We start from the raw sequence: 15,678 nt of genomic DNA, 5'->3' as shown, positions 1-15,678 counted from the left end.
ATCAATCGTCGTTGGCGGCGTTGAGCTCTTCAGGACGCAAGCCTTCGTCGGTATGGCGCGGCCATGGCAAGAAATTCTTCTCGAAGGCGTCGTTGCTGAAATAGTCGAGCGCGCGGTGTGCCTCGGCGCCGTTGAAGGCGGCCTTGTCCATCAGATGAGCGATGACCTCGCGGGCCTGCGCGACCTTCTGCCTGAGTTGGGCGACGGTTTCGTCTGCCATGCTTGTGTGCTCCCGCCTGTACTATCTTAAGTAAGGTAGCGCGTTCCGCGCTGGTGGCAAACAGGATGCTTTTTCTCGACTCTTTTGCCGTTTCGTGCCAATCCCGCGCCATGGCGCTCGACATCAAGATATGCGGACTGAAGACTGACAAGGCATTGGCCGCGGCATTGGCCGGCGGCGCCAGCCATGTCGGCTTTATTTTCTTTGCCAAAAGCCCGCGCTATATCGAGCCGGCGGAAGCCGGCCGCTTGCGCGAAGCGGCGACCGGCAAGGCCAAGACGGTTGCCGTGACGGTCGACGCCGGTGATGCGTTCCTGGACGAAATCGTCGAAAAAATGCAGCCCGACATGCTGCAGCTGCATGGCTCGGAAACGCCGGAGCGGGTGGCCGAGATCAAGGCCCGCTATGGCCTGCCGGTGATGAAGGCGCTGCCGGTCAGCGAGGCTGCCGACCTGGAGCGGATAAGACCCTTCGTCGGCATTGCCGACCGTTTCCTGTTCGACGCCAAGCCGCCGAAGGGTTCGGAACTGCCGGGCGGCAACGGCATTGCCTTCGACTGGCGCGTTCTGGCCGGCCTTGACGCAGGCGTCGATTACATGCTTTCCGGTGGGCTCAACGCCGCCAATATCGGCGATGCCTTTCGGCTTGCCAACCCGCCCGGACTAGACATTTCCTCGGGCGTGGAAAGCGCGCCAGGCGTCAAGGACCCGGCGCTGATCGAACAGTTTTTCCGGGCCGTCAGAGCCGCGCGGGATACCCGCGCAGCCTGAAGGATAGAACCCGGAGCATGTCTCGGAAAATAGGAAACCGGTTTTCCGACAAGGACAAGCTCCAACCAAGAAGTAGGAGATCGGCGATGAACAAGCCGGCGATACCCAATTCCTTCCGCACCGGACCCGACGAGCAGGGCATGTTCGGCATCTTCGGCGGTCGTTTCGTTGCCGAAACGTTGATGCCGCTGATCCTCGACCTCGAGCGGCACTGGAACGAGGTCAAGGACGATCCGGATTTCAAGGCCGAACTGACTGACCTTTCAACCCACTATGCCGGGCGGCCGTCGAAGCTTTATTTCGCCGAAGGCCTGACCAGGCATCTTCGCGAGGTTTCCTCGGCGAAGGGTCTTGGGGGCGGCGCAAAGGTCTATTTCAAGCGCGAGGATTTGAACCACACCGGCTCGCACAAGATCAACAACTGCCTCGGCCAGATCCTGCTGGCCAAGCGCATGGGCAAGAAGCGTATCATCGCCGAGACCGGCGCCGGCCAGCATGGCGTGGCGTCGGCCACCGTGGCGGCGCGTTTCGGCTTCCCGTGTGTCGTCTATATGGGCGCCACCGACGTCGCCCGGCAAAGCCCGAACGTCTTCCGGATGAAGCTGCTCGGTGCCGAGGTGCGGCCGGTGACCGCCGGCCACGGTACGCTGAAGGACGCCATGAACGAAGCTCTTCGGGATTGGGTGACCAATGTCGAGGACACCTATTACCTGATCGGCACGGCCGCCGGCCCGCACCCCTATCCGGAGATGGTGCGCGACTTCCAGTCGGTGATCGGCATTGAGGCGCGCGCCCAGATCCTCGAACAGGAAGGCCGGCTGCCGGACACCATCATCGCCGCCGTCGGCGGCGGCTCGAACGCCATCGGCCTTTTTCACCCGTTCCTCGACGACCGCAGCGTAAAGATCATCGGCATCGAGGCCGGTGGCCGCGGCCTCGACGGCATCGAGCATTGCGCCTCGATGAGTGCCGGCGCGCCCGGCGTGCTGCACGGCAACCGCACCTATCTTCTGCAGAACGCCGACGGGCAGATCATGGACGGGCATTCGATCTCGGCCGGCCTCGACTATCCGGGCGTCGGGCCGGAGCATTCCTGGCTGCGCGACTCGGGCCGCGTCGACTATGTGCCTGTTCTCGATGACGAGGCGCTCGAGGCGTTCCAGCTGACGACGCGCGTCGAAGGCATCATTCCGGCGCTCGAATCCGCCCATGCCATTGCGCATGCGGTGAAGGTCGTGCCCGCCATGGACAAGGACCAGATCGTCATCGTCAACCTGTCCGGCCGCGGCGACAAGGATGTGCATACGGTGGCCAATATGCTGGGCATGGAGATCTGATCATGACCACCCGCATCGACCGACGCATGGCCAAGCTGAAGGCCGAAGGCCGCCCGGCGCTCGTCACCTATTTCATGAGCGGCGACCCGGACTACGACACCGCTTTGTCGATCATGAAGGCGCTGCCCAAAGCGGGCGCCGACATCATCGAAATGGGCATGCCGTTTTCTGATCCGATGGCGGACGGCCCGGCGATCCAGGCGGCCGGCCTGCGCGCGCTGAAAGGCGGCCAGACGCTGGTCAAGACGCTGAAGATGGCTTCGGAATTTCGCGCTACCGACAATGAAACGCCGATCGTTTTGATGGGCTACTACAATCCGATCTACATTCACGGCGTCGACCGCTTTCTCAGGGATGCGCTGGCCAGCGGCATCGACGGGCTGATCGTCGTCGACCTGCCGCCGGAAATGGATGAGGAATTGTGCATTCCGGCGCTGAAGGCCGGCATTAATTTCATCCGGCTGGCGACGCCGACCACCGACGACAAGCGCCTGCCCAAGGTGCTGCAGAACACCTCCGGCTTCGTCTATTACGTGTCGATGACCGGCATCACCGGCTCGGCGCTTGCCGACACCGGCAAGGTGGCGGCGGCGGTCAGGCGCATCAAGAGCCATACCGACCTGCCGGTCTGCGTCGGCTTCGGCGTCAAGACCGCCGAGCAGGCGCGCATCATCGGAGCGTCGGCCGACGGCGTCGTCGTCGGCACCGCGATCGTCAATGCCGTCGCCAATGTTCTGGGGCCGAAGGGCGAAAAGACCGCCGACCCGGCCGAGGCGGTCGCCACGTTGGTCAGCGGGCTTTCGCAAGGCGTGCGCGCAGCCCGCCTTGCTGCCGCCGAATAACTGTCCTACCTCTTCGTCAGGACAGGAGCCGAAGCGATGAACTGGATCACCAACTACGTTCGCCCGAAGATCAATTCGATGCTCGGCCGGCGCACCGACATGCCTGAGAATCTCTGGATCAAGGATCCGGAGACCGGCGAGATGGTCTTCCACAAGGATCTGGAGCAGAACCAGTTCGTCATCCCGTCCTCCGGCCATCACATGAAGATCTCGGCCAAGGAGCGGCTGAGATTCTTCTTCGACGACGGCAAGTACGAGATGCTCGAAAACCCCAAGGTGGTGCAGGATCCGCTGAAATTCCGCGACGAGAAGCGCTACACCGACCGGCTGAAGGACGCCAAGGCCAAGACCGGGCTGGAGGACGCGATCATCAATGCGCTGGGGACCGTCGAGGGCCTGCCGGTGGTGGTGACTGTGCAGGACTTCGCCTTCATGGGTGGCTCGCTCGGCATGGCCGCCGGCGACGCCATCATTCGTGGCTTCGAGGTCGCAGTGCAACGCAAGCGGCCGCTGATCCTGTTCGCGGCATCCGGTGGCGCGCGCATGCAGGAAGGCATCCTGTCGCTCATGCAATTGCCGAGAACCACGATCGGCGTCGATCGACTGAAGGAGGCCGGTCTTCCCTATATTGTCGTCCTGACCAACCCGACCACCGGCGGCGTCACCGCCTCTTACGCCATGCTGGGCGACGTGCACATCGCAGAGCCCGGCGCGCTGATCGGCTTTGCCGGGCCGCGCGTCATCGAGCAGACCATCAGGGAAAAGCTGCCCGACGGCTTCCAGCGCTCCGAGTATCTGATGGAGCACGGCATAGTCGATATGGTGGTGTCGCGGCTGGAGATGCGCCAGACGATCGCTCGGCTCCTGAAAATGCTGCTCAAGCTGCCGGAAGAAGAAAAGCCGCTGGAGCCGGAAATCCTGCCGCCGATGGCGCTGCCGGGGGAAGCACGCCCGCAAGCCTGACGCGACATCCGTCGTCGCGAATCGCGATTGCGCGCCATCTGTGGCGCTGTAGCATCTTGATTTCGCGCATGATCCTTTCCGAAAATCGATTTTCGATTTTCGGGGTCATGCGCTAGGATTCTCCCATGACCACGCTTGCTGCCGACCGCGAAATCGAAAGCCTGATGTCGCTTCATCCGAAGGGCTTCGATCTTTCGCTCGACCGCATTTCGCGGCTGCTGGAGCGGCTTGGCAATCCGCAGGACCATCTGCCGCCGGTCATCCACATCGCCGGCACCAACGGCAAGGGCTCCTGCGCCGCGTTTTCGCGGGCGCTGCTCGAAGCGACCGGCCACCGCGTCCATGTCCACACATCGCCACATCTGGTGAACTGGCATGAGCGCTACCGGCTGGCCGCCGATGGCGGCGGCAGGCTGGTCGAGGACAAGGTCTTCGCCGACGCCATCGCCCGCGTCGCCAAAGCCAATGAAGGCCAGAAGATCACCGTCTTCGAAATCCTCACCGCCGTCACCTTTCTGCTGTTTTCCGAACATCCGGCAGATGCCGTCATCATCGAGGTCGGTCTCGGCGGCCGCTTCGACGCCACCAATGTCATCAGCGAGCCGGCGGTGTCGGTGATCATGCCGGTCTCGCTCGACCACGAATCCTATCTCGGCGACCGTGTCGAACTGATCGCCGCCGAAAAGGCCGGCATCATCAAAGCCGGTTGCCCGGTGGTCATCGGCGCGCAGGAAAGCGAGACGGCGCTGCAGGTGCTTATCGAAACCGCCGAGCGGCTCGACTGTCCCGCCTTCGTCTATGGCCAGGATTTCCTCGCCCTCGAGGAAAACGGCCGGATGGTCTATCAGGACGAAGACGGGCTGATGGACCTGTCGCCACCGCGCCTGCCCGGGCGCCACCAGTTCGCCAATGCGGCGGCGGCGATTGCGGCGGTCAAGGCGGCGGGCTTCGAGATCAGCCATCGCGTCGCCGACAAGGCGATGGCCAATGTCACCTGGCCGGGGCGGATGCAAAAATTGCCGCAAGGCAGGCTGACGGAACTGGCGCCAAAGGGCGCCGACATCTGGCTCGACGGCGGCCACAATCCAGGCGCCGGCGTGGTCGTCGCCGAGGCATTGGCCGAGCAGGAGGAAAAAAACCCGCGGCCGCTGTTTCTGATTTCCGGCATGATCAACACCAAGGACCAGAGCGGCTATTTCCGCGCCTTCAAGGGCCTGGTGCGGCATGTCTACACGGTGCCAGTGAGCCTCAGCGAGGCCAGCGTGCCGAATGACGAACTGGCGATCCGCGCCGTCGAGGCCGGCCTGTCGGCCGAACCGGTGAGCTCCGTCGCCAATGCGCTGATGCTGCTGCGCGACACGTGGGACGGACCGCCGCCGCGCATCCTGATCAGCGGCTCGCTCTATCTGGCCGGCGCGGTGCTGGCCGAAAACGGCACGCCGCCGGTTTGAGGCGCGTGTTCACCAGGGCACGATGACGCCGGACTTCGTCAGATCACCGCGAGGAGCCAGTCATGATCAAGGTAAAGCAGCTCGCTCACGTTTGCATCTTCGCGGATGACCTCGAAGCGACGCGAAGCTTCTATCGGGACGTCCTCGGCATGGACACCCAGTTCAACTTCCTGCGCGACGGCAAGATTTTTGGTTTCTACCTCAATTGCGGCAGCCGCAGCCACATCGAGGTGTTCCAGAAAGATGGGGCCAGCTATAGCGACTTGAACCAGATCAACCACTTCTGCCTCGAAGTGGAAGACATTGACGCCGCGATCGCCCATGTAAGGTCGAAAGGCGTTGATATCACTTCAAAGAAACACGCGTGCGATGATACCTACCAGGCATGGGTTCGCGGTCCTAACGACGTGAAGATAGAACTGTTTGAATATACCGAGAAAAGTGCACAGTTCGTCGGAGGCGATCGTATCGCGGATTGGTAACCGCGCCTCCAGCCTACGGCGGGCCTGAGCCGCTTTAGGGTGTGTTGATATTCAGGTGATGCCGGCCTGCAAATGGCGGCTTCCTGCGCTTCCGGTGCTCACGTACCCAAAAGTACGCTCCGCCCCGGTTCTCGGAACCCACCATTTTCGACTCGGCCTGACCTGAATCTCAACACACCCTAGTGTCCTGATCGCGTAATTCGTGCGATTATTGCGTTGATTCGATTGAAGATGCAATGCATGGCACGAGTTGCTGCAACCATCGACTTGAGCGCTGATGAACGCAAGGAGCTTGAAGGTCTGTCGCGCCGGCGGCGAACGGCGCAAGGTCTGGCGCAGCGGGCAGAGATTGTTTTGTTGGCGGCCGAGGGGCTTGAGAACAAGGTGATCGCGCAGCGCGTCGGGGCGGTTGAGAACACGGTCGGCAAGTGGCGACGCCGCTTTGCCCAAGATCGGCTGGTTGGCCTCTAGGATGAGCCGCGGCCGGGTCGGCCACGAGAGATCGGCGATGATGCGATTGCCGAGACGATCCGCCTGACACTGGAGGCGACACCACGCGAAGCCACGCATTGGAGCCTGCGCTCGATGGCGCGCGCGGTCGACCATGCGCCATCGACGATCCATCGGATATGGAAAGCCTTCGGCCTTCAGCCGCACCGCGCAGAAAGCTTCAAGTTGTCGAGCGATCCTTTGTTTGTCGAGAAGGTGCGCGACATCGTCGGCCTCTACATGGCACCGCCCGAACACGCGCTGGTCCTGTGCGTGGACGAGAAGAGCCAGATCCAGGCGCTCGATCGCACCCAACCGGTGCTGCCGATGCGGCCCGGCCAGATCGAGCGGCGCAGCCATGATTACAAGCGCCACGGCGTGACGTCGCTGTTCGCAGCGCTCGATATCGCCACCGGACGCATCATCGGCAAATGCTATCCGCGCCACCGCTCTACGGAGTTCCGCCGCTTCCTCGACGAGATCGAAGCGGCGGTTCCTGAAGATCTCGACATTCATTTGGTCATGGACAACTACGCCACGCACAAGACGCAACCCATCCGCAACTGGTTCGCCAAGCGACCCCGCTGGCACGTCCACCTAACACCCACCAGCGCGTCCTGGATCAATCAGGTCGAGCGCTTCTTCGCCGATCTCACTGACAAGCAGATCAGGCGCGGCGTTCACCGCTCAACCGGAGAACTCGAAGCCGCCATCCACGCCTACATCGATGCTGTCAACGCCGACCCGAAGCCCTTCAGATGGACAAAGTCCGCTGCCGACATTCTCGCCTCGATCGAACGCTTCTGCCTCGCAACCCTCAAAACTGGCGACCAACAGGCTAAAATCGTCAGAACTTCGGAATCAGGACACTAGGTGAATTACTTCAGCTCGATCTCGATGAAGGCATATTCGCCCTCATTGGCATTGATGACGTCATGCTCCACGCCCTCCTTGCGGAAATAGGGCGCCCCCTTCTTCATTTCGGCGAAGGATTCGCCGTCCTTGGTCAGGAGCTTGAGCTTGCCGTCCATCAGCGGCACGATGACATAATCGTGGCCATGACGGTGCCAGCCGGTGTTGTCGCCTGGGGCGAAGCGGTATTCGGTGACGATGACGCGCTCATTGTCGATGAAGACGGTGGCCTTGGCGGATCCGGTCATGTCGTTCTCCTGCTTTAAGCCAGACAAGAGCATGAGGCGGCAAGTGGCGAGTGCCAGGGCGGACCAGCGCATGACCCAGAAAATCGGATTCGATTTTCTGGGTCATGCGCAAGATCAAGTGCTGGAGATGACGCCACGAAAAAGCCCGGCGCGAGGCCGGGCTTGTCTGCGAAATTTCAGCCGGTTCAGGCGAGATTGCCGTTGATCCAGTGCGACAGCGCCGTCTTCGGCGCGGCGCCGACCTTCATGTCGGCCATTTCGCCGCCCTTGAAGATCATCAGCGTCGGGATCGAGCGCACGCCGAACTGCGCGGCCAGCTCGGGATTCTCGTCGATGTTGAGCTTGGCGATCTTGACCTTGCTGCCGAGTTCGACAGCGATGTCTTCCAGCGCCGGCGCGATCATCTTACACGGGCCGCACCATTCCGCCCAGAAGTCGACCACGACCGGCTCCTTGGCATCAAGTACGTCGGTCTGGAAATTGCTCTTGTCGACCTTGACGGTGGCCATGCGAAAATCCTTTCGAGAGTTATTGTCGCACCAAATGTGGTGGTGGTCGCGCCCTTCTTCAAGCAATTGTTGTGTCACGCTCGCGTGAGTCGGGCAAGGGCGTCGTCCATGACCGCTAGCGGCAGCTCGATCAATCGCGGCGCTTCAGTGAACAGCAGCGCCGCCGAGACCTCATGCTCGGGATAAAGCGGCTGGAGCAGCGCGCGATAGAGCGCGAGCTGCAGGACATAGGCCGGTGGGACGTCCGACAGGGTTGCAGGCGCCGGCCGGTTGGTCTTGTAGTCGACGATCGACACCTTGCCTGATGTGACCGCCAGCCGGTCGATCTTGCCGGAGATCGAGCGCAGCTTGCCCTTGACCTCCAGGCTGCCCATGATCGCGACTTCGGCGCGTGAATTCGACGCAAACAGCTGATCGAAACGGCTGTCGGCAAGGATCGCCGCCACCGAGGCCAAGGCCTTGTCGCGCTTGGTTTCAGGCCATTGCGCGCCGGCGCGCCTGAGATAGCGTTCCGCGGCATCGCGGCGTTCCGCCTCCGCAATGCCGGGCAGCATCTGCAGCAATTTGTGCAGCGCCAGCCCTCGCATTACGGCAAAGCCAGGCTCCGCCTCGGTGTCCAGCACCGGCGAGCCGGTGTCGATCACCGCTTGCTTGGCCTCGTCGATCAGCGCCGAGGCGCCGGACGGCGACAGCGGTCGCGGCAGGTCCTCGAAGGGCGGCAAGGGCTGGAACAGGGTGTTTGGCAACGGCTCCAACTGTTGCGCCTGCCGCGCCTCTTCGGTGGCCGCGTGTGCGACCGGCGGCAGTTTTGTCGCGTGAAAGCGATGCACGGTCTCGCCGGTGGCCGGGTGCTGCCGCTCCGTGCTTTCGGGGGCGCCGACCAGCGCGCGACTGACGATCGAATGCCAGGTGCCGGCGTTCGGCGCCCGCTTGCCGTGATAGCCGCAGACAATCAGCCGGTCCTCGGCACGAGTCATGCCGACATAGAGCAGCCGGCGGTATTCGTCGTCGGCCAATTCGCGGGCGCGGACCGAAGCGGCCCGCGAAAATCCATTGGCGACATCGCTGGCCGAGCGCCAGAGATAGCCCTTGCCGTCCCAATGGTCGCCCGAGCCATCGAACGGCATCAGCCTTGGCAGATGCTGGTCGCTGAACGGGGCGGAACCGCCATCGACCAGGAACACGACAGGCGCCTCCAGGCCCTTGGCGGCATGCACGGTCATGACGCGAACCTCGTCGCGGGTCTGGTCCATTTCGCGTTTGATCTCGGGGCCGGCATTTTCCAGCGTCGACAGGAAGGATTCCAGTCCTGGCAGGCCGCTCCGCTCCTCGGCCAGGCAGAAGCTCAGGAACTCGTCGAGGATGTCGCCGGCCTCCGGCCCGAGCCGCGCGATCATTTTCTTGCGCAGGCCGTCGCGGCCGAGAGCCCCGGCATAGAATTCGAATACCGGCTTGAATGCGGCTTCATCAGACCATGTGTCGAGTTGGGCAACGATTGCGGCCAAGGCGGCGCTTTCGCCGGCTTGCTGCCTGAGCGAAGCGATCAACGAGAGGCCTGACGGCCGCTCGCCGGCGAGCGCGAAAAGCATCTCTTCCGAAACATCGAAAACCGGGCTGCGCAGCACGGCGGCAAGCGACAGATCGTCCTCAGGCTGGATGAGAAAATGGCCGAGCGCGATCAGGTCCTTAACCGCGATATGACCGGGCAGGCTGAGCCGGTCGGCGCCTGCGACCGGTATGCCGCGGCGCTTCAGCGCGCGTGTCAGCGCATGGACGAAGCGATCGCGCTTGCGCACCAGCACCAGCACGTCGCCGGGCCGAAGCTTCTTGCCGCGGCCTTCGACGATCTCGCCGGCGCCGATCCAGCCGGCAACGGTCGCCGCCACGTTTTCGGCAACACGCACCGCCGGCGCATGGGCGTGGTCGACGGCTTGCGTCCAGTCGTCGGGCTCGTCGACGACGTCGGCACCGATCGACGGCCAGACCTCGACATAGCCCGGCGCATCGGTGCGGATCGCCTTGTGGTTCAGCGGGTCGGGATCGTGGCTGATGCCGCGCCGCACGACCGGGTCGGCAAAGACACGGTCCACCGCCGCAAGCACGTCGTCGGTCGAGCGGAAAGACCAGGTCAGCTTGAGATCGGCGAAGGCGGCATTGGCGTCGCGCACCTTTCCGGAAAACAGCAGCCTTGAGTCGGCGAAGGAGTCGGGCGCTGCTCCTTGAAAGGAATAGATCGACTGCTTTTCATCGCCGACGGCAAACACCGTGCGGTGGACCGTGTCGCGCGCGCCGAGCCCGGCAAAGAATTCCTCGGCCAGCCGCTTCACCACCGCCCACTGGTCGGGACTGGTGTCCTGCGCCTCGTCGAGCAGGATATGGTCGATGCCCTGGTCGAGCTTGTATTGCACCCAAGGGCCGGCGTCGGGCCGCGCCAGAAGATCGACCGTTCGGGTAATGAGGTCATTGAAGTCGAGAAAGCCACGGGCACGCTTCAAGTGCTCGTACCGGGCGATCAGCCAGTCGGCGATGGTCAGCGCGGCACGTGTGCCCTCCAGCATCCTGAACAAGGCCAGCCGGTCGGAGATTTCGAGGATGGCATCGGCCGCTAAGAGATAGCGCTCGGCAAGATCCGGCAGCCGGTCGAGCAACGCCTTCTTGAACGTCTTTGCTGGCTCATAAGGCTCGCCATCCGCCCGCAGGAAGGCTTTTGCCAGCAATTGCAGCCGGCGAACCGGATCATTCTCGGCGAAGGCAAGTTGGGCGTAGGGCAGCAAATTGTTCAACACCATACGGGCATCGGCGGCCTCGGCAGCGCCGGCAAAGGTGATGAAATAGTCCGGCAGGAAGCCCGGCAGCGGCCAGACGGACGCCGCCAGGCTTTCGGCGGTCTGGCCGGAGCGAAACTTGAACTCGTCGAACAGCGCCCGGAAGCCATCGCCGCCGGCCGCGCTGATGAAGGCGCGCAAGCCGTCGCGCTTGCGCACGATCTCGGCCAGCAATGCGTCGAGCCCATGTTCGCCGCCGCGCTCCAGAATGGTGGCGAAAGCCTCGGCCAGCCCCGCATCGCCGGCCGCCGTGCCCGAGATCATGTCGCGGCGGGCGGCGGCGAAGAGCGACGCCTCCATCTGCGGATCGAGCATTTCGAAATGAGCCGGTATGTTGGCTTCCAGCGGAAACTGCTGCAGCACCGATTCGCAGAAGGCGTGGATGGTCTGGATCTTCAGCCCGCCCGGTGTCTCCAGCGCCTCGGCGAACAGCCGGCGCGCGCGGCGCAGGGTTTCGCGATCGGGCTGGCGACCGTCCAGCGCTTCTATCCTTGCCGCCAGTTCGACGTCGCCAAGCGCTGTCCATTCCGACAATGTCGAAAACACCCGGTTCGACATGTTGGCGGCGGCGGCGCGGGTATAGGTCAGGCACAGGATCTTCGACGGATCGGTGCCACGCAGCAGAAGACGGATGACGCGCTGGGCCAGCACATGGGTCTTGCCCGATCCGGCATTGGCCGACACCCAGGCGGAATTTTGCGGGTCGGAGGCGCTTGCCTGGCTGGCGGCGGTATCGGTCGGGATGGGATAGGCCTTCTTCATGCCTCCCCTCCGTCGTCGTCGGCGTCGCCGCCAGCAGACCATTCGAGCACCCGGGCGAGATGGTCGTAGTCGCCATCGGTCTCGCCCTCACGGAACGGCAGCGCCCGCGACAAATAGCCGGTCGTCGGGTCGGCATAGTGGATCAGCAGTTTTTCGAGCCGCGCCCAGGCCTCCTCGGCAAGATCGGTGGCAGTTCGCGGCTTGCGGTTGTATTCGAGGATGGATTCCTCGAATACCTCGCCATTCGGCTTCAGCCTGATGAAGGCCAGCTGCGACGGCTCGCGCGCGCCAAGCCCCTTGAAGGCGCCGCGCCTGAGCAGCGCGCCCTCGAGCGCCAGTTGCGGCGAAAGCAGCGTATGGGCCTGCGCCTTCGACGGCGACGAGCCGGTCTTGTAGTCCAGGATGTCGGCCATGCCGCCGGCCAGGAGATCGACGCGATCGGCATAGCCGGACAGCGTCACGCCGGACTGGCCGACGCCGGTTTTTTCGGCGCGCTCCTCCGCGTGGCGCCGTGTCACGGCGAAGGCGCGGCCGCGCTCCCATTCGACGATGCCGGCGGCGAGCTTTTCGAAGCGCGGCCACCACACCGCCTCGACATCGGAAGGAAGGGGCGCCTCGGCAAAGCATGCGCGGCCGGCGGCGATGAGAGCGTCCAGCGCCTCCGGCACAAGCGGATCGGCCACGGTCCGCGAAAAAAGATGCAGGATGGCGTGGAACAGCGTACCGCGCTCGGCGGCGCCCGGATCGCGGATGACGGGATCGAGCGGCATCAGGCCGAGGATCCTCCTGGCATAGACCGCGTAAGGGTCGCGGCGCAGCGTCTCGATTTCGGTGACGGAGAAATGCTGAGGCCGCACAGTCAGCGGCGGCTTCGGCTGCGGTCGCGGCGCGAAGTCTCTTCTTTCGCCGGCATCGAGCGCACGGGCCCAGGACAGGAATTCATCGCCACGCCGGCGAAGCACCGCCGCATGGTCCTTGCCGATGAAGGTCAGGAGGCGCTGCAGCCAGCGCGACGGCACCGCCGGCGCGTCGCCCGAGCGGGCGGAGCGCGCCAGCACCACGTTCTTCGCGCCCATCGCCATCTGGAAATCATGGGCGGCCAAGCCGATGCGCCGTTCGGGCGGTTCGAGATCGATGCCGGTCTTCATCAGCCGCGACATGAAGCGGTCGCTTTCCGGCTTGCGCGGCCACACGCCCTCGTTGAGCCCGCCAATGACCAGCGTGTCGACGTTCTGCAACCGGGCTTCCAGCGCACCCCAGATGGCGATGTTCCTGTCGGTGCCTTGTGCCGGCTTGACGGTTTCGGGCGCGATCAGCGCCTCCATCACGTCAGGCCATTCGTCCGCCGCGAAGGAGAACGACGCCGAGGCAGCGACCAGCCCGCGCAAGAGCTCGGCGAGCTTTTCACCGGCGTCGCCGGCATAGAGCTCGCTCAGGCTGCCATCCGCGGTGCGGCCAAGACTTTCGAGCGCGACGACACTGGCGCGGGTCAATTCGGCAAGATCGGTTTCGGCTTGACTGCGAAAGGCGATCAGCGGCGCCAGCGCGGCGGCAAGCTGGATGAGCAATTCGCGGGCGCCCTCGATGTTTCGCACAGTCAGGCGGGAAAACCAGAACGGCGCGCGGGCATCGCCCAGGCTGGTGAGACGGATCTCGAAGAGCTCAGGCAGCGATGCAATGTCGGGGCGGCCGGTGCCGCCGCGCAGCGCCACCAGTTCGATGATCTCCGCCGCATGACGGACGCTTGCGCGTTCCAGGCCGAGGCCAAGCAGCGGGTGCTTGAGCAGCGACAGCAGGGCGACCGGATCGCCGGGCCGGAACGCGGCCTGAAGCGCCAGCCTGAGCAGGCCAGCGGCAGGCGTGTTGATGAGCGGGGTGCCGCCCGAATCGTCGGCGACGACACCAAACCGCAAGAGCTCGACTGAGACGCGCCGCGCCAGGGCGCGGTCGCCGGTGACGAGTGCGGCGCGCTGGCCGGGCTGTTCGACGGCTCGTTTGAGCGCGACGGCGATCGCCACAGCTTCGTCGCGCTCGCCGGCGGCTTCGAGAAGCGTCACGTCGGCGAAGGCGTCGGTGATATCGCCGGCCGTAAAGCGGGCGCGCGTCTCGGCCCACAGCTCAGTGGTTTCGGCAGGCCGCAGCGCCTCGCCGACAAGTGCGGCGCGCAACGTGAGCGGCGTTTCGGCAACGGCGATCTCCTCGACATCGCCGCGCAGCACGCCGATCTTGCCGATCAGTTTTGCCAGGCCGTATTGCGGATGGCCGAGCAAGGCCGGCCGCGCGCCGGGCGCCGCAATTGCCTGGAATGACGGCTCATCCAGCATCAGGTCGAGGCCGGGCAGCACGACCGCGCCGCTGGGCAGACCGGCGATCACCGCAAGCAGTTCGGCGGTGGCGGGAATAGACCCGGTGGAGCCGGCGGCGATCACCGGTCCGGCCGGCGGATTGCGCTTCAGCCGTGCTGCTTCCAGCCTTATCAGCGCATTGCGATGCGCGGCCGGGTTGGAGCGATTGCGTTCCTCGAGGAGGTTGGGCCAGTTTTCGGTGACGATGCTCAGGAAATCGAGCGTCACTTGCCACCAGCCGGCGAGGTTGCCGGTCACCAGATCGGCGAGCTTGGTCCAGTCCGTACCTTCCGTCTCGATCTCGTCCATCAGCCGGGTCAGGTCGCGCGCCAGCCAGATGGCGTCGGCGGCGGAGGCCGGCACGACGATCTCTTCGTCGAAAAGTGCCGCGACATGCGCCGGCAGGCGGCGTTTCCAGGCGCGGACCAGCGGCGCCAGCAGCAGCAGGCGCTCGATCGCGGCGATCGGCGGTGCGAGCTCGATGGCGGCCGACGCGTCGGCCCCGAATGAAGCTTCGTCCTCGTCGAACTCGCCGAGCGGGCGGATGACCGGCAGGATCGCCGAGCGGCCGCCCAGACGGTCGACGAATACGCCGCGCAGCGCCCGTGCGGCGCGGCGCGTCGGCACGTAGATGGTGGCGTCGGCCAGCTCCAGCGGGTCGCCATCGAAGCGGAAACCGGAAATGAGGCGCCCTGACAGCAGGGCCTCGGCCAGCGTCGGCAGAAACGGCGCTCCGGGCGGGATCGAGAAAACGCGGCGGGAGCCGCTCATTTCAGCTCGGTGAGAGCGCTGGTCAACTCGGTAAGAGTGCCGGGCGACTCAGCAAGAGCGGTGGCAACGACCGCTTCCGCAAGCGGAATGGCGTCGGGCGTGCCGACGGTGATCCAATGGCCGTGCATCACCATGCCGTACAGGCGGCCGGCTGCGATGGCCGCATCGAAATAGGCGTTGAGGGAGTGTGGGCCGGCCGGCGCATCCTTGAAAAGCTTTGGGTGGACGATCGCTGCACCGGCATAGATCAGGCCTGTCGGGTCGCCTTTCGAACGCCGCAAGGCGCCGGACGGCAACATCAGGAAATCGGAGCCGCCGCTGTGTCCGGTTGCTGACTGGGGGTCCGCGAGCATCAGCAGAATATCCATTTTCGCCGCGTCCCATGAAAGGGCGAGGCGGGCAAGGTTGGGCACGCCGCTATCGATCCAGAAGGTGTCGGCATTGACGATGTAAAAGGGAGCCCCTCCCAGTTCCGGCAAAGCATGGACGATACCGCCGGCGGAATCGAGCAGTCTTTCGCTTTCGTCGGAAATGACGACGCGCGGCGCGCGGCGCGCGGCGACGTGGGCGACGATCTGCTCGGGAAAATAATGGACGTTGACCATGGCCTTGTCGACGCCGGCACGAGCCAGGCTGTCCAGACTCCAGTCGAGCAATGTCTTGCCTGATATCTTGACCAGCGGTTTCGGCATTGTGTCGGTGATTGGCCGCATGCGCTTTCCGAGCCCGGCGGCAAGCACCATTGCGGTTTT

At 64.3% G+C, this 15,678-nt stretch carries 12 protein-coding genes and 1 pseudogene; 7 read left to right on the top strand and 6 right to left on the bottom strand.

What is annotated here, in order from left to right; translation table 11 throughout:
• Window position 1 precedes the first annotated feature (1 nt).
• Window positions 2-220 (bottom strand): hypothetical protein, encoded by a 219-nt coding sequence (locus tag AC0L3N_RS00400; RefSeq protein ID WP_077374793.1) that lies wholly within the window; start codon window positions 218-220, stop codon window positions 2-4.
• Window positions 221-330: 110 nt separating this feature from the next.
• Between AC0L3N_RS00400 and AC0L3N_RS00395 the strand changes: the two genes are divergently transcribed.
• From AC0L3N_RS00395 to AC0L3N_RS00365, 7 genes and pseudogenes are all read left to right on the top strand, one after another.
• Window positions 331-990, top strand: coding sequence for a phosphoribosylanthranilate isomerase (locus tag AC0L3N_RS00395; protein WP_123146257.1), 660 nt, complete (start codon window positions 331-333; stop codon window positions 988-990).
• 86 nt (window positions 991-1,076) lie between these two features.
• Window positions 1,077-2,327 (top strand): tryptophan synthase subunit beta, encoded by a 1,251-nt coding sequence (gene trpB / locus AC0L3N_RS00390; protein ID WP_473544769.1) that lies wholly within the window; start codon window positions 1,077-1,079, stop codon window positions 2,325-2,327.
• Window positions 2,328-2,329: 2 nt separating this feature from the next.
• A complete protein-coding gene (gene trpA, locus AC0L3N_RS00385; RefSeq protein WP_473544767.1) occupies window positions 2,330-3,169 on the top strand; it encodes a tryptophan synthase subunit alpha in 840 nt (279 codons plus the stop codon).
• A 36-nt stretch (window positions 3,170-3,205) separates the two neighbouring features.
• Window positions 3,206-4,132 carry an acetyl-CoA carboxylase, carboxyltransferase subunit beta gene (gene accD / locus AC0L3N_RS00380; RefSeq protein WP_473544765.1) on the top strand — a complete coding sequence of 309 codons (927 nt, stop codon included), beginning with the start codon at window positions 3,206-3,208 and terminating at the stop codon, window positions 4,130-4,132.
• Between the two features lie 125 nt (window positions 4,133-4,257).
• A complete protein-coding gene (locus tag AC0L3N_RS00375; protein WP_473544763.1) occupies window positions 4,258-5,583 on the top strand; it encodes a bifunctional folylpolyglutamate synthase/dihydrofolate synthase in 1,326 nt (441 codons plus the stop codon).
• 62 nt (window positions 5,584-5,645) lie between these two features.
• Window positions 5,646-6,065 (top strand): VOC family protein, encoded by a 420-nt coding sequence (locus AC0L3N_RS00370; RefSeq protein ID WP_473544762.1) that lies wholly within the window; start codon window positions 5,646-5,648, stop codon window positions 6,063-6,065.
• Between the two features lie 240 nt (window positions 6,066-6,305).
• Window positions 6,306-7,427: pseudogene (locus AC0L3N_RS00365) on the top strand (IS630 family transposase).
• A gap of 5 nt (window positions 7,428-7,432) precedes the next feature.
• Here AC0L3N_RS00365 and AC0L3N_RS00360 read toward each other — a convergent pair.
• The 5 genes from AC0L3N_RS00360 to AC0L3N_RS00340 form a co-directional block, all read right to left on the bottom strand.
• Window positions 7,433-7,714: a cupin domain-containing protein gene (locus tag AC0L3N_RS00360; protein ID WP_065011517.1), complete on the bottom strand. Its 282-nt coding sequence runs from the start codon at window positions 7,712-7,714 to the stop codon at window positions 7,433-7,435.
• Between the two features lie 185 nt (window positions 7,715-7,899).
• Window positions 7,900-8,223 (bottom strand): thioredoxin, encoded by a 324-nt coding sequence (gene trxA, locus AC0L3N_RS00355; protein ID WP_123146251.1) that lies wholly within the window; start codon window positions 8,221-8,223, stop codon window positions 7,900-7,902.
• 74 nt (window positions 8,224-8,297) lie between these two features.
• Window positions 8,298-11,810 (bottom strand): double-strand break repair helicase AddA, encoded by a 3,513-nt coding sequence (addA, locus tag AC0L3N_RS00350; RefSeq protein WP_473544760.1) that lies wholly within the window; start codon window positions 11,808-11,810, stop codon window positions 8,298-8,300.
• Entirely contained in the window at window positions 11,807-14,926 is a 3,120-nt protein-coding gene (addB, locus tag AC0L3N_RS00345) for a double-strand break repair protein AddB (protein ID WP_473544758.1), read from the bottom strand. Before addB ends, addA begins: the two co-directional genes overlap by 4 nt.
• Window positions 14,923-15,669, bottom strand: a complete 747-nt coding sequence (locus AC0L3N_RS00340; protein WP_473545255.1) for a nucleotidyltransferase family protein — start codon at window positions 15,667-15,669, stop codon at window positions 14,923-14,925. The genes addB and AC0L3N_RS00340 overlap by 4 nt, the downstream gene beginning before the upstream one ends.
• Between the last annotated feature and the right edge of the window lie 9 nt (window positions 15,670-15,678).

The organism is Mesorhizobium sp. WSM4807, assembly GCF_055811615.1.
This window is presented reverse-complemented; position numbering and strand designations above follow the sequence as displayed.